Annotated in this window: 12 protein-coding genes; 8 read left to right on the top strand and 4 right to left on the bottom strand. The window is 42.6% G+C overall.

All coding sequences use genetic code 11. The annotated features are described in order from the left end of the window. Positions 1–30 precede the first annotated feature (30 nt). The 5 genes from ACO05V_RS21150 to ACO05V_RS21130 all read left to right on the top strand — a co-directional run bounded on the left by ACO05V_RS21150 (position 31) and on the right by ACO05V_RS21130 (position 6,018). Positions 31–1,242: an IS256 family transposase gene (locus ACO05V_RS21150; RefSeq protein ID WP_338269659.1), complete on the top strand. Its 1,212-nt coding sequence runs from the start codon at positions 31–33 to the stop codon at positions 1,240–1,242. Between the two features lie 338 nt (positions 1,243–1,580). After that, positions 1,581–2,831, top strand: a complete 1,251-nt coding sequence (locus tag ACO05V_RS21145; protein WP_421856272.1) for an O-antigen ligase family protein — start codon at positions 1,581–1,583, stop codon at positions 2,829–2,831. Positions 2,832–2,856: 25 nt separating this feature from the next. Further along, a complete protein-coding gene (locus ACO05V_RS21140) occupies positions 2,857–4,254 on the top strand; it encodes a mannose-1-phosphate guanylyltransferase/mannose-6-phosphate isomerase (protein WP_421856269.1) in 1,398 nt (465 codons plus the stop codon). 388 nt (positions 4,255–4,642) lie between these two features. Then, entirely contained in the window at positions 4,643–5,806 is a 1,164-nt protein-coding gene (locus ACO05V_RS21135) for a nucleotide sugar dehydrogenase (protein ID WP_421856267.1), read from the top strand. A gap of 2 nt (positions 5,807–5,808) precedes the next feature. Further along, the gene (locus tag ACO05V_RS21130; RefSeq protein ID WP_421856264.1) at positions 5,809–6,018 is read left to right on the top strand and encodes an NAD-dependent epimerase/dehydratase family protein; all 210 of its coding nucleotides are present in this window, start codon (positions 5,809–5,811) and stop codon (positions 6,016–6,018) included. Here ACO05V_RS21130 and ACO05V_RS21125 read toward each other — a convergent pair. After that, positions 6,011–7,123 carry an ISAs1 family transposase gene (locus ACO05V_RS21125; RefSeq protein WP_421847783.1) on the bottom strand — a complete coding sequence of 371 codons (1,113 nt, stop codon included), beginning with the start codon at positions 7,121–7,123 and terminating at the stop codon, positions 6,011–6,013. The two genes, ACO05V_RS21130 and ACO05V_RS21125, sit on opposite strands and share 8 nt — an antisense overlap. Before the next feature lie 37 nt (positions 7,124–7,160). Here ACO05V_RS21125 and ACO05V_RS21120 point away from each other — a divergent pair, with 37 nt between their 5' ends. After that, positions 7,161–7,913, top strand: a complete 753-nt coding sequence (locus ACO05V_RS21120; RefSeq protein WP_421856261.1) for an NAD-dependent epimerase/dehydratase family protein — start codon at positions 7,161–7,163, stop codon at positions 7,911–7,913. Positions 7,914–8,119: 206 nt separating this feature from the next. Here the strand turns inward: ACO05V_RS21120 and ACO05V_RS21115 are convergent, their stop codons facing one another. Both ACO05V_RS21115 and ACO05V_RS21110 read right to left on the bottom strand, forming a co-directional pair. Beyond that, positions 8,120–8,854 (bottom strand): FKBP-type peptidyl-prolyl cis-trans isomerase, encoded by a 735-nt coding sequence (locus tag ACO05V_RS21115; protein ID WP_421856258.1) that lies wholly within the window; start codon positions 8,852–8,854, stop codon positions 8,120–8,122. Positions 8,855–9,316: 462 nt separating this feature from the next. Beyond that, positions 9,317–10,231 (bottom strand): lysine exporter LysO family protein, encoded by a 915-nt coding sequence (locus ACO05V_RS21110; protein ID WP_421856255.1) that lies wholly within the window; start codon positions 10,229–10,231, stop codon positions 9,317–9,319. 214 nt (positions 10,232–10,445) lie between these two features. On the opposite strand from ACO05V_RS21110, the gene ACO05V_RS21105 reads away from it, so the two are divergent. Next, a complete protein-coding gene (locus ACO05V_RS21105) occupies positions 10,446–11,816 on the top strand; it encodes an MATE family efflux transporter (protein ID WP_421856252.1) in 1,371 nt (456 codons plus the stop codon). Positions 11,817–11,864: 48 nt separating this feature from the next. Continuing rightward, on the top strand, positions 11,865–12,890 hold the full coding sequence (galE, locus tag ACO05V_RS21100; RefSeq protein WP_421856249.1) for a UDP-glucose 4-epimerase GalE: 1,026 nt from the start codon (positions 11,865–11,867) through the stop codon (positions 12,888–12,890). 36 nt (positions 12,891–12,926) lie between these two features. Here galE and ACO05V_RS21095 read toward each other — a convergent pair whose 3' ends face one another. Then, positions 12,927–14,426, bottom strand: a complete 1,500-nt coding sequence (locus ACO05V_RS21095; protein ID WP_421856246.1) for a cobyric acid synthase — start codon at positions 14,424–14,426, stop codon at positions 12,927–12,929. Positions 14,427–14,508: the final 82 nt, after the last annotated feature.

Raw genomic sequence — 14,508 nt, 5'->3', positions numbered from 1 at the left:
CTATAGAGAATTAAGAATAGGTAGATGCAAATGAACCAAAAAGAACTGGAAGCCTTCGCAAAAGAAGCCGCCAAAGGCATTAAAACGCCTGAGGATCTTAACGAATTTAGCCAAATGCTGAAGAAGATTACCGTTGAGGCGGCCTTGAATGCAGAGATGGATGAGCATCTGGGTTACGAGAGACATCAAAAATCCTCGTCAACCAACAGTCGTAATGGTAAGAACAGTAAGCGTATTAAGACGGAAGATGGTGAGTTTGAACTGGATACGCCTCGTGACCGCGAAGGTTCTTTTGAACCAAAGCTGGTCAAAAAGCACCAATCCCGCTTTACTTCCATGGACGATAAAATCCTATGGCTCTACGCGCAAGGTATGAGCACCCGAGACATCGTCAATGCCTTCGATGAATGGTACGGTGCTGAGATATCTCCGACACTGGTATCACGTGTTACCAACGCGGTGATCGAGCAAGTAACTGAATGGCAAGCACGCCCCTTGGATGCCATCTATCCCATTGTGTATCTTGATTGTATTGTGTTGAAAATCCGCCAAGATAAGCGTGTTATCAATAAATCGATTTTCTTGGCACTCGGTATCAACACCGACGGTCATAAAGAACTCATGGGCATGTGGATTGCTGAGAACGAAGGGGCTAAGTTCTGGCTAAACGTCCTCACTGAGCTTCAGCAGCGTGGTGTAGAAGATATTCTCATCGCTTGTGTTGATGGTCTAAAAGGCTTCCCAGAAGCCATCAATGCCGTTTTCCCACAAACCAGCATTCAACTGTGTATCGTGCATATGGTACGCAACTCATTGAAGTATGTATCATGGAAAGACTACAAAGCGGTGACGGCGGACTTAAAGCAAGTTTACCGCTCTGCAACGGAAGAAGAAGCCTTGTTGGAGTTAGATCGTTTCGCAGGCGTCTGGGACGATCAATACCCGCAAATCACCAAATCGTGGCGCAATCACTGGCATAATCTTAATACACTGTTTAGTTACCCTGACGATATCCGCAAAGCGATCTACACAACGAACGCTATTGAATCACTGAACAGTGTCATCCGTAGAGCCATTAAAAAACGTAAAGTCTTCCCAAGCGACGATTCTGCGAGGAAAATGGTTTATCTTGCCATTAGAGAGGCCAGTAAAAAATGGACAATGCCCATTCAAAACTGGCGCCAAGCGATGAGTCGATTTATTATTGAGTTCGAGGAGCGACTCGAAAAGCACCTTAACTAAATGGTAGTTACACAGAATCTGTTACAGGGTCTGACATTTTTATAGTTACTGTTTAAATCATAGTTTGAGAACCTTAGCCAATGACTGAGTAAACCACTTAGAATTAAACATAGAATGTCTATCGTTCTTAGGCTAATGCCTACAGAGGCACTATGTTCTTTTAGAGCAAGTCCAGATTTCACTTTTTTCTCTACTTTATTTGTTAGATCGTGGCTGAATTTGTGTATGATACCGATATTTTATCATTAACTATGTAGTTGATGGTTTATGCTATATGAAAATTTTCATATAGCATAAACATTATTGTCTAATTTACAGTATTTGAGGTTGCCTGAACGATGTTGAGAGGAGTGTTTTTTATTTTTGTGTGGTTCTTTGCCAGCCTTACTTTTGCTATTTCTATCGGCATTTCAGGAGGCTATGGAATTGCAACATCATTGTTACTTATTTGTTCCGCTAGTTTGGTGTATCTAAAGCCAAAATGGCCTGAGCTAACAGAAGATGACAGGCGGCTCTTTTATACATTTCTGGCTTTTGGCTTGAGTATGTTTTTTTTCGTATTCATTGACGACTTTCAATTAAGAGATTTGGATCGACCTTCTCGGTTTATTTTAGTTTTGCCTGTCCTGTTGCTCTTGCTACAAGAGAAAAATCGTAAGGTATGGCTTTGGTATGGCGTTGTAATTGGTGCAATTTTTGCCTTTGGCTTGGCTTGGTATGAACGTTTTATTTTGGGCTATGTGCGAGCTGAAGGTGGTCAACATCCTATTATGTTTGGCGATACGGGTATGTTATTGGGCATGTTAAGCTTTGCTTCCTCCATTTATTTTTTATCTCATAAACGTTATTTTTGGTTAGTACTTTCTTTGATTGCAGGGGGATGTGGTGTCGGTGCCTCTGTACTTTCTGCTTCTCGGGGAGGGTGGGTCGCCTTGCCTTTAATCGGTTTCTTTTTGTATTGGCAAAGCCGATTTTTATTTAAAAGGAGAACTTGGTTTTTTTTAGGAATAGTTACCTGTTTGCTTATTATTTCTGCGGTATTGATACCACAGACAGGGGTCAAGGAGAGGATAGATGAAGCCTTTGGAGACATTTCACATTACGCAAGTGGGGTGAACAAAGATACCTCTGTCGGTCTGCGTTTTGAAATGTGGAAAGCCGCTTTTTATATGTTCCAAGAGTCTCCTGTTTTAGGAGCGGGTATGCACAGTAGTATTGTTGTAAAGAAAGAGTTATTAGATGAAGGGTTAGTGATACCCGAAGCGCTTGCGTATGACCATGCTCACAACGAGTATATCAATGCATTGGGCTATCGAGGCATTGTAGGTCTTGCTTTTTTATTATTAGTTTATTTGGTGCCACTTAGGCTTTTCTTGAAAAAGATGGATCAATATAAAGAGGATTGGAATATCAAATCTTATGCTATGGCTGGTGCATTAGTGCCCATGTGTTATATGGATTTTGGTTTGTCGCAAGTCATGTTTGCTCATAATATTGGTGTCATGATGTACGCATTTCCTATTGTTTATTTTTGGGCCGCAGTGCGATGGGCGGAAAAGGAATTCTTGGCTAAGACTCCCATTGCTTAATTATGTTATTTGACAAGAGTTTTTTTTGAAAATTATTCCTGTTATTTTATCCGGTGGTGTAGGAAGTCGTCTTTGGCCGTTGTCTCGTGAACATTTTCCTAAGCAATGCTGGGCGATGATCGATAAAGAATTCAGCCTTCTTCAGCAAACTATGTTGCGCACTTTGTCTTTGGAAGTAGCAGATCCTATTGTTGTTTGTAACGAAGATCATCGCTTTTTGATCGCGCAACAGTTGCAATCTATTGGTGTTAAAAGATCCAGTATCATTTTGGAGCCTAAAGGCCGTAATACGGCTCCTGCAATTGCTTTGGCCGCATTTGAGGCATTGCGAAGCCAGTCTAACGATGCGCTTATGCTGGTGCTGCCTTCGGATCATGCGATTCGTGATATTACTGCATTTGAAATAATTGTTAAGCAAGCCATTAAATTTGCTATACAAGATTCTTTGGTGATTTTTGGTGTGCAGCCAACTCGTCCAGAAACTGGTTATGGTTACATTCGTTCTGGAGAAAACTTCTCTGTAATGGAGTTTGTTGAAAAGCCTAATCTTGAAAAAGCTCAAGCTTATTTAGATTCTGGTGAGTACCTGTGGAACAGTGGTATGTTTTTGTTTCGTGCTAAGGTTTTTTTAGATGAATTAGCGGTTCATCGTGATGATATTTTTCAAGTGGTAAGCAAAGCCTATCAACAGCGTACAGAAGATTTGGATTTTGTGCGTATTGATGAAGAGTTGTTTTCACAATGTCCTGAAGAGTCTATTGATTTTGCCGTGATGGAGCATACTAAGAAAGCAAAAGTGGTTCCTTATCTGGGTGACTGGAGTGACATTGGTGCCTGGGACTCCTTATATAATTACGGTGAAAAAGACGTTGATAGAAATGTCTTGCTGGGCGATGTGATGGCCGAAGGTTCGACGAATTGTTTGATTCGCTCTGAGTCACGTTTGGTCGCTGCGGTGGGGGTGCAGGATTTGGTTATTGTCGAGACCGAAGATGCGGTGTTGGTGATGGACAAGAAAAATGCGCAAGATGTTAGGGAGATTGTTAAACGTATTAAAGCAGAAGGCCGTAAGGAGCACATGTACCACACGACAGTATATCGCCCGTGGGGAACCTATCAAATGGTTGATCTTGGTGATCGTCATCAAGTTAAACGTATCATGGTAAAACCAGGTGAGAAGTTAAGTGTGCAAATGCATCATCATCGTGCCGAGCATTGGGTTGTTGTGTCTGGTACTGCGAAGGTTCAAAATGGTGAGCAAGAAATATTGCTTATTGAAAATGAATCAACCTATATTCCTGTCGGTGTTGTTCATGCCTTAGAAAATCCTGGGAAGATCCCGTTGGAACTGATTGAGATCCAATCCGGTAGTTACTTAGGCGAAGACGATATTGTGCGTTTTAGTGATCGCTATGGACGATAGTTTTTTGAAATCAAATAAAGCCGTGAGCTTGTCTCGATGCAATGCAAAAATGGTATATCTTCGATGATGATTGCTGACAATCCCCCCTTTTATCGAAATAATGTGAGATTTTACTACCTAGGCGATAAATAGCTAAAAGTTGTAAGGCGTTTATTATAGTTGGCTCAGGCTGATGTGGCTGATAAAATTGCGGATACAGTCACTTTGTCTGTAATTAATTATTTTGCAATTGAGTTTTTTTAATTTCTTTATTCCTCTCTTTTCCCATCAGCCATGTTGTCAGTGAAACATCGTTGATGTGTACTAGCATTCTAGTGTGGTTTGTTATGCGTAAAAAAGAGTTTTTTGACAGTAATACAGTAATACTAGTATCGGCTTAGGAGTTTTTATGAAAATCGCAGTTGCGGGAACGGGTTATGTGGGGTTATCTCTTGCAGTGCTTTTAGCACAAAATAATGAAGTGGTGGCGCTGGATGTTGTTCCTGAAAAAATTGCTTTGTTGAACGGTATGAAATCGCCCATTCATGATGTAGAAATTCAGGATTTTCTTGATAATAAATCGTTAAATCTAGTAGTGACCCTAAATAAACAGCAAGCCTATACCGATGCTGATTTTGTCATTATAGCCACACCAACCGACTATGATGCGGAAACCCATTACTTTAATACCAAATCTATTGAGTCTGTTATTACAGATGTGTTGGCTATTAATCCTAATGCGGTGATGGTGATTAAATCGACGATTCCTGTTGGTTATGTCGAGAGGATTAAGGCTAAATTTGGGGTTGATAATATTCTATTCTCGCCTGAATTTCTGCGTGAAGGCCAAGCTTTGCATGACAATCTTTATCCATCTCGAATTATTGTTGGGGAAGTCTCTGAGCGAGCAACAAAGTTTGCTAATTTACTCGTCGAGGGTGCGATCAAAAAAGATATGCCAGTATTGTTTACGGATGCCACTGAAGCAGAAGCAGTGAAGTTGTTTGCAAATACTTATCTGGCGATGCGAGTGGCATTTTTTAATGAGCTAGATACTTATGCAGAAGTGCATAACTTGGATTCACGCCAGATCATTGAAGGCGTTAGTCTTGACCCTCGTATAGGAGGTCATTATAACAACCCTTCTTTTGGTTATGGCGGTTACTGTTTACCAAAAGATACTAAGCAGCTACTTGCTAATTTTGAGCTGGTTCCTCAGGCGTTGATTGGTGCTATTGTTCAATCGAATGCTACTAGGATGGATTTTATTGAACATCAGATTTTGCTCAGAAAACCTAAAAAGGTAGGCGTATATCGACTTATCATGAAAGCTGGTTCTGATAATTTTCGTGCAAGCGCTATTCAAGGCATTATGTATCGATTGCAAGGCAAAGGCATTGAGCTAGTTGTGTATGAACCAGAACTAAATCAGTCTGAATTCCATGACGTTAAAGTCCTAGACTCATTAGAAACCTTTAAAGAGTGTGATGTTATTATTGCAAACAGAATGAATGATGAGTTATCGGATGTTGCTGAGAAAGTTTATACCCGTGATTTGTTTGCCAAGGATTAAAAATGAGCAATAAAAAAGTGTTAGTCACAGGTGGTGCAGGCTTTGTTGGTAGTCACTTGTGTGAACGTCTTATTAAAATGGGTTGCTATGATGTGTACTCACTCGATAACTACTTTACGGGTAGTGAATTGAATCATATTGATGGCGTTACTTATATTCGGGGTGATACGAAAGATATCTCCACCCAGGGCAAACGCATGAATATTATTTAACCAGTCCCATCACTTTAAACAGATACTTATCATCCCAGCCGCAGGCTTTGCGCTTGTTTTTGATACCCAGTTTCAAACTTGTTTCCTGCTTTAATAAATTTAAAGCGATTTGTCGGGTGGTGGCTAGGTTTTCTGCAGCATAACCCTGTCTAGCTCGGCACTGATCTTCCCCAAAAGAGACATCCAACACCCAATGAAGCTGATTTTCGACCCCCCAATGCTCACGAGTAGCCTTTAGCACTTCTTCCGCCGTCATCGCTTTACTGGAAATAAAATAACGAATATGGCTTCGGCCTTTTTCATTAGAAACTCGATCTGATTGTATCGCGGCGACGGTTTTAGCTTGCCATTCTGCTGCAATAGACAGGGAAGATAAATCCATCGTGACCCAGCATCGACGATGCTCCTTGCGACCATGGGTTTCGTTTTGTTGCTCAAAAAATTGATCACTTAGCGTGTCTTGTATATGGTTTGCCCAGTAATGGTCGAAGTAGGTAACCAACTCTTTATGTAACGTTTTCTGGTTACTTTTTACGGTAACCAAATAATCGGACTCTCTTTCAATGACCTTGGAGACAATGTCTTTCTGGCACCCCATGGCATCCATTGTGACCAAACAACCTTTGATAGTTAGTTGGTCTAGTAGCTTAGGAATAGCTGTGATTTCATTGGATTTTTTATCAACTTTGTATTGACCAAGAGACACGCCTGCCTGCGAGGCCCAAGCGTTCACCATGTGAATTGCTTGGTGCTTGTTCGAGCGCGACGCCCGCACCGTCTTTCCATCAATCGCGACGACACCCGATAATGGGGTATCCATCAACATATCTTGAACCCAGCCACAAAACATTTCTCGATAACAGGCCGGATCCAACAAAGAAAATAAACGGTTAAAGGTATCATGCGATGGAATGCCACCAGGTAATCGAAGATACTGTTTAAACCAGTCCTTTCGAGTATCAGCAAAGAGCTGAATAGACTTCCAATCATCCGCACCACAAAGTATTGCACAGGTCGTCATAAAGACGACTTCCCCTAAATCATGGGTACATTTTGCTTGTTGGCGTGGGTCATTTAGCTGCATCATACGTTCTAATAAGGTCATCGGCTTCGAAAAGGCACGATCATTAATCAAACACGGATTGAATGCAAATGCTGCATCAACTGATCAAAAAGCGTTCATGCGTTTGCCCTGTATCTCCACCCTTGTGGATTTTGTCCCAAGCATGGTTTATCACCTGGGTGAATATTCTAGGGTTGAACAGAGTTTTGATGATATAGAGAAGGTTTGGGCTTATAACAAAGACGGTATTTTTGCAGTATTAGAATTTGTTAGAAAAGTAGGTTGTAAAATACTTTATGCCGGAAGTAGCACCAAATTTGGTGATGGTGGGTTTGGTCGTAGCGCGTCACCTTATGCTTGGACAAAAGCCAGTAACACTGAGCTCGTGATGAATTATGGAAGTTGGTTCAACGTTCCCTACGCCATTACCTATTTTTACAACGTCTATGGCGATAGAGAAATACAAACGGGTAAATATGCGACATTGGTTGCTTTATTTAAAGAGAAAATGCGCAATAAGGAACCGCTTACTGTCGTTAGTCCCGGTTCACAGAAACGAAACTTTACTCATATTGAAGATATAATTGATGGTTTAGTGTTAGTCGGCGAGCATGGTTATGGAGATGAATTTGGTATTGGTAGTGAAGAAGGCTTTAGTATTTTAGAGGTTGCCAACATGTTTGGTGGTGATGTCGAAATGCTTCCAGAAAGAAAAGGCAACAGAATGACTGCAGAAGTAGTGACCGATAAGACAAAGGCCTTAGGTTGGTCAGCAAAGCGGACGCTTTTAGATTATATAGAAACGCTTAGAAATAGTGACTGGAATTCATAATTAGAAATTTGACTACGATCTGACGGTGATCTCGTAAAAGGTTAAATAAATTCGCTTAAACATTTTATGTCACTAAGTCGCTGTATTGTTCTGAAGCTTTTACCCGCTTTAGTTCTGAAATAAGGGCGTTGTGCTTTTTTTGTGGGCAATATTTAAAAAATGGTCGTCATCTAATTAATGACGGCCATTTTTGTTAGTGTTTTTATTTATTTCGCAGCATCTGCTTTTGGGGCATCTACTTTTTCGATGTCATGTAGTTCAACTACAAATTTAAGCGCTGCATTTGGTGGAATAGGGCCTGTACCACCAGGACCGTATGCTAGGTCTGCTGGAATGTATAGTTCATATTTAGAGCCAACTGGCATAAGCTGTAGACCTTCAGTCCAACCTGGAATGACGCCATTCAATGGGAAAGTTATGGCTTCGCCACGTTTGTATGAACTATCGAATACAGTGCCATCTATTAAGCTGCCTTCGTAGTCTACTTTTACTGTGTCAGTGGCGCTTGGCTTATCGCCTTTGCCTGCTGTGATGACTTTATAAAGTAAACCTGAGTCTGTTTTTTTCACACCATCTTCGGCTTCTTTTTCTTTCAGCCAAGCTGCGGAAGCGGCTTTCTCTTCTTCTGCTACTTTTTCTTGTTCTAGTTGTGCTTTTTTCATTTGTTCTTGCTGGTAATCTTGGATGGCTTTAGTTACCTCATCCATTGTCATTTTGCCTTCTTTGCCAGCAAAGGAATCTTGGAAGCCTGCCATAAAGGTTTGCGTATCTAGTTCTGAAAAGTTCTGTGACATTTGTTTACCAAGCATGGTGCCAATACTGTAACCAAGGCGTTGTTCTTTGGTGTCTAGTTTAATCGCGCTGTCTGCTGCGTACGCAAAAGAAACGGATGACATGACCAGCGCCGCAATAAGAGTTTTTTTCATAGCTATTTTTTTCATAAGGAAAGGTGTTCCATTGTTTGTTGATTTATCACTTTGTGATGTAAAGCATTAAGACGGAGTTCGATTCGCAATTTTTGACCAGCATTTCATGGGGCGAAAACAAAGCAGGAACAATGGTATACGCCTTGTGCTTTGCAAAATCAGATCCGTCGTTTCTGTCTAACATGAGTGTTCTAACATAAGGTAGGCTGTTTATGCCAGTTTATATGCTTTCATGTTACCAAAGCGACCCCTTCACCTGCACACTTTGTTTGAGTTCCAAAAGATCTTTCTTTGATTTTCAAGAACGTTGACTTTCAAGAACGGTTCCACAAAGCACAAGACGTGTAACGAGATTAATCCGCTGCTCTTTGCCGAGACAATCGCTTTTACAAAAGCATGACAGAGTTTGCGAAAGCTGTTTTTTTTGACTGTGTGTCTTTACATATATCTGACAAATAGAAGGCTTCTCACACTTTATTAATGAATTCCCATAAACAACGGAATAAGAATCGGCACGAGAATACTCATAATAAAGCCGCTGGCGATGCACACAGGTATGATTTGCGCACCGTGAAATTTGCCTAGCATGGGTAAGGTAAAGTCCATGGCGGTGGCGCCGGAATAACCCACCGACATGTGGCTGTTGAGCCTTGCTAAAAATGGAATCAGCATGAGTGCCAAGATTTCACGCCCAAGGTCGAGCAAGAAGGCTGTGGTGCCAAGTACAGGATCGCCTAGGCCAGTAATAAGAATGCCAGACAAACTGTACCAGCCGAAGCCAGAGACGACTGCAAGCCCTTGGTTCCAGCTTAGGCCTAATACAAAGCTGCCAATCCAACCTGCAAGTAACGTAGTGAAGATAGTGACAAGCGCTATGATGACGCCTTGAGAGTTTAAAAAAAGCTTACGTAGACGGTGATTTCCTTGGCGAAGCTGACAACCGATTAGAAATAGCAAAACATACAGCAAGCCAGTTACCAGCTCGTCTACACCCGTTAGCCAGTCTTTGGCAAATATGCCTACGATGACGCCACTTATTACCCAAGCGATGGTTTTTGCTGCATCCATCAATGCATGGGACTTGCTATCAGATGGACCTTGGGCGAGGTTATCGGCATGTGTACCACCAAAACGTAGGCCACTAAGATATAAACCACCTAGGCTTAATACGCTGATTAGGACAAAGAAAATAATCGCTTGGTAACCTGCGATGAATAGCTTTTCGGCTAAATTGTCTAATGCGCCAAGGCTGAAGCCGATTAAGCCTAGAATAAGATAAACCAGCTGTTCTAAGCCTTTTGCCACGCGAGTTGGCGTGAATACCTTGATATTGACCCAGTAACCAAAGAGTAGGGCGATTAATAATGGGCCAAGTGTGGTGAGAATAGTCATGCGAGAATAGTCTTCCTAGACGTGTCTTATAAATGCTGGAGCGGCATTTTCTCGGTATTGAGGTGTAAATACAAGTCGTGTGTTGTGAGGTTTGATGTTGAGAGTTCTTTGTCGGCCTGAAAGCACGACAGGTGATTGAGTGCAATATTTGGTGATCGGTGGTAAATTGCTCGGCTATTTTTTGGTGTTTTCTATGGATAGTCGGCGGTGATGTGTGGTTAAGCGTTTCCCTGTGTTAAAAGAAGTCTTGCATTTGTTATTTCCTATGGTTCTGACGATGACATTGGAGCTGTCGATTAGTGTGGTCGATACCATCATGCTAGGGCATTACAGCGCGTTGCATTTGGCGGCGGTTGGTTTGGCGTCTAGCTTATGGCTGCCGGTTGGTTGCTTCTTGATTGGGGTGACATTTTGCCTTACGCCTTTGGTAACGCGTCACTTGCACGGACGACAGCCCAAACTGGTTAATCTTTATATGTCGCAAGCGGTTGGCTTGTCTGTTGCACTTGGCTTACTAGCAAGCTTGGTGGCGATCTTCTTATTACCGTATTTTGCTAGTTTAATGGCAACGGAAGAGGAGACGAGACAAGTTTCTGTTTCATATTTGTATATCTTCGCGCCTGCTCTTCCTATGTTGGCGTTGATGACGGCGTACAAAAATTTGTTTGAAGCGGCTGGTCGGCCTGGCTTTCCGCTGTTTGTCGCTAGTTTTGGCTTAGTACTGAATATCTTATTTAACTATGTGCTGATTTTCGGCAATTTTGGCTTTCCAGAAATGGGTGCCAAAGGCGCGGCATTGGCGTCTGCTTTATCTTTGTATTTAGCAGTCTCTATGTTTTTTGTATATGACCGATTTATTAATAAAACGCCGTTATTTACTCGCCTAGTGTGGCGTTACACGCGTAAGTTCTCGATTCTTCTTAATGTTGGTGCACCAGCGGGTTTTGCCTTTGCCTTTGAAGTTGGCCTGTTTTCTTCTATGACCTGGTTGATTTCATCTTTTGGCGATTTGGCATTGGGTGGCGGTCAGATTGTCATGTCTTACACTTCGTTCTTGTTTACGCCTATGATGGCAATGAGCGCGGTGACGGCGATTGTTGTTGCGAAAGCCATGTCTAAAGAAGGTGTCGATGGCGTTAGAAAACGCATTCGAGTGATTGTCTGGCTAGGGCTTTCTTATGTGAGTACCTGTTTTATTATTACTCAGGTGTTTCATAACCAGATTCCGTATATTTATAGCAACAATGCGGAAGTGGTGGCCTTGGCGGCGAGTATCTTACTGATCTCTTCTTGTTATCAATTCCCTGACATGCTGCAAACCGTGTTCACTGGCGCATTACGTGGTTTCCGTGATACGCGCTCAACCATGATCGCTTTTGCTGTGTCTTTGTTTGGTTTGAGTATTCCGTTTGGCTTTTGGTTGTCTCATTACAGCTCTTGGGCAGAAACCTTATCGCTACGAGGTTTTTACATCGGTTTAGGTTCGGGATTGACTTTATTAGCAGCGATTCTAATTGTACGCTTCCAAATCGTATTACGTCGTTATGAAGGCAAACGCATTGCTTCACCAAGGGAAGTGGCATGAGTTTGATAAACTGTGTTAAACAAGAATAGACCTTTTATAGAGAGAAGCATGAGAACCATTTTAGTAACTGGTGGGACTGGCTTTATTGGAAGCCATACTTGCGTGGAATTATTAAACCAAGGTTATAGTGTTGTTGTCGTTGATAATTTTTGTAACTCTAACTCTGAAGTGTTGAATCGAGTTGAGCATATTACTGGTAAAACAGTGACTTTTTATGAAGCCGATTTACTTGATGCTGCTGCGTTGAATGGCGTTTTTCAAAAGCATTCTATTGATGCTGTCGTTCACTTTGCTGGTTTAAAAGCGGTCGGTGAATCGACACAGATTCCTTTATCTTATTATCACAACAATTTAACAGGCACGCTGGTTTTGTTAGACGTCATGGCTCGACACGGCGTGTTTGATTTAGTGTTTAGTTCTTCCGCAACCGTTTATGGTGATCGTAATCCAATTCCTTATGTCGAAGATTTTCAATTAAGTTCAACTAGCCCGTATGGTCGAACCAAAGTGATGATAGAGCAGTTCTTACAGGACGCTTTTGTTGCTGATCCGCGATGGAATGTGTCTTTATTACGCTATTTCAATCCTGTTGGGGCTCATCCAAGCGGCTTGATTGGCGAAGATCCAAATGGCATCCCTAATAATTTGATGCCTTTTATTACGCAAGTTGCTGTTGGGAAGCGTGAAAAGCTAAGTGTGTTTGGTGGTGATTACCCGACTCATGATGGCACAGGCGTAAGGGATTATATTCATGTGGTGGATTTGGCTTTAGGTCACATCAAAGCATTAGAAAAGCTAGCAAACCAAGAAGAGAAGAGCATTGAGGCGTATAATCTAGGTGCTGGAAGAGGTTCTAGTGTATTGGATGTGGTTCATGCGTTTGAGAAAGCATCGAATCAAAAAATCCCTTATGAAATAATGCCAAGACGTGCAGGCGATATCGCAGAGTTTTATGCCGATACACAAAAAGCGGCGACACAGTTGGGTTGGCAAGTTCAGCTATCGTTAGAAACCATGTGTCGCGATGCTTGGAATTGGCAAAGTAAAAACCCCAACGGGTATTCAGTCGATTAATTTTTCTAGGCACGTAGCAGCTTAGATGCTGTGAGCCTAAATATTTTGGAAGCCTCTGCATTGTTCAATTAGCGCATCAATGTCCATGTGTTGTTCGGTGCTGTCGGCGAGTCGGTTGATTTCGCTGTCGCGGTATTGGTCGTAGTTGAAAGTGGTGGCTTGGTCGACGCCGGCCCAGTTGAGTAAAGCTTGTAGGGCTTCTGGGTGGTCAAATACGCCATGAAGATAGGTGCCGATGATTTGACCGTCTGGTGATATGTAGCCTTCTTTTTCTCCGTCTTCTAAGAGAGCGAAGTGGTTTATCGTCGTATTGGCTGCAAAGCTCGATACACCAGAGTGGATTTCGTAGCCCGTGACTTTCGGGCAATGGTTTGAGTCTGCTGTTAACCTGAGCTTTCCATTACGTTGCCTAAGTTGTTTTTCTTCTTTGAGGACGGTTTCCATTGGTATAAAGCCAAAGCCAGCTGATTGAGTGTTGGCATGTTGGTTTTCCAGCCCTAGCGGGTCGAGTAGTTGCTCGCCGAGCATTTGATATCCGCCGCAAATCCCCATGACTTTTCCGCCGTATCTAAGGTGTTTGTTTAAGTAGTCTTCCCAACCTTCTTGGCGTAAAAAGGCGAGGTCGCTTTGTACGCTTTTACTGCCCGGTAGAATCACAAGATCGGCCGGTGGAATGCTTTCGTTGGCACCAACAAGGGTGACTTGGACATCTGGATGAAGGCGTAACGCATCCCAATCCGTATGATTACTAGTGCGCGGCATAATAGGGATGACGATATTTAGCTTAGCATTGGTGTCGGCTTTGATTGGGCTTTTGGCGACGGCGTCTTCGGATTCTAGATGAAAGCCTTTTAAGAAAGGCAATACGCCTAAAACCGGTTTGCCAGTGCGTTCTTCTAGCCAATCTAAGCCAGATTGCAGCAAGCTGATGTCGCCACGAAAACGGTTAATCACAAAGCCAATTACTCGGTCTTGCTCGCTTTGGCTGAGTAAGTCTAACGTGCCAACGAGGTGAGCAAATACACCGCCTTTGTCGATATCGGCAATGATAATAACTGGGCAATTGATGCTTTCAGCAAACCCCATGTTGGCGATGTCGCGTGCGCGTAAATTGATTTCTGCTGGGCTGCCAGCGCCTTCGATTAAAACCGCTTGGTATTGCTCGGCTAGGCGATGATAAGAATCCAGCGCGGCGATTTTGGCGATGCTTTTGTATTCGTGATAGCCCACAGCGTTCATGTTGCCCACGGCTTTGCCTTGAATAATGACTTGTGCGCCCGTGTCTGTATTTGGCTTGAGTAGAATCGGATTCATGTCTACATGTGGCTCAAGCCCAGCGGCGTAGGCTTGTACGGCTTGAGCTCGGCCGATTTCGTTGCCGTCTTGCGTGACCGCACTGTTCAATGCCATGTTTTGCGGTTTGAATGGCGCAACTGAAATGCCTCGACGAACGAATAAACGGCACAACGCCGTGACTAGGGTGCTTTTTCCGGCGTCCGAGGTGGTTCCTTGGATCATTAAACTAAAGGCTGGCATTCAGTATCATCACGCTTCAAATCAATAAGGTGATAGAATTCTACCTTACCTATTCACCTTGTTAAGTGAAAAAAAGACCTAT

The organism is Marinomonas sp. (assembly GCF_965225885.1).
In the GTDB taxonomy this organism is placed as follows: Bacteria; Pseudomonadota; Gammaproteobacteria; order Pseudomonadales; family Marinomonadaceae; genus Marinomonas.
Note: the sequence above shows the minus strand (reverse complement) of the source record. Positions and strands in the feature narration are given on the sequence as shown.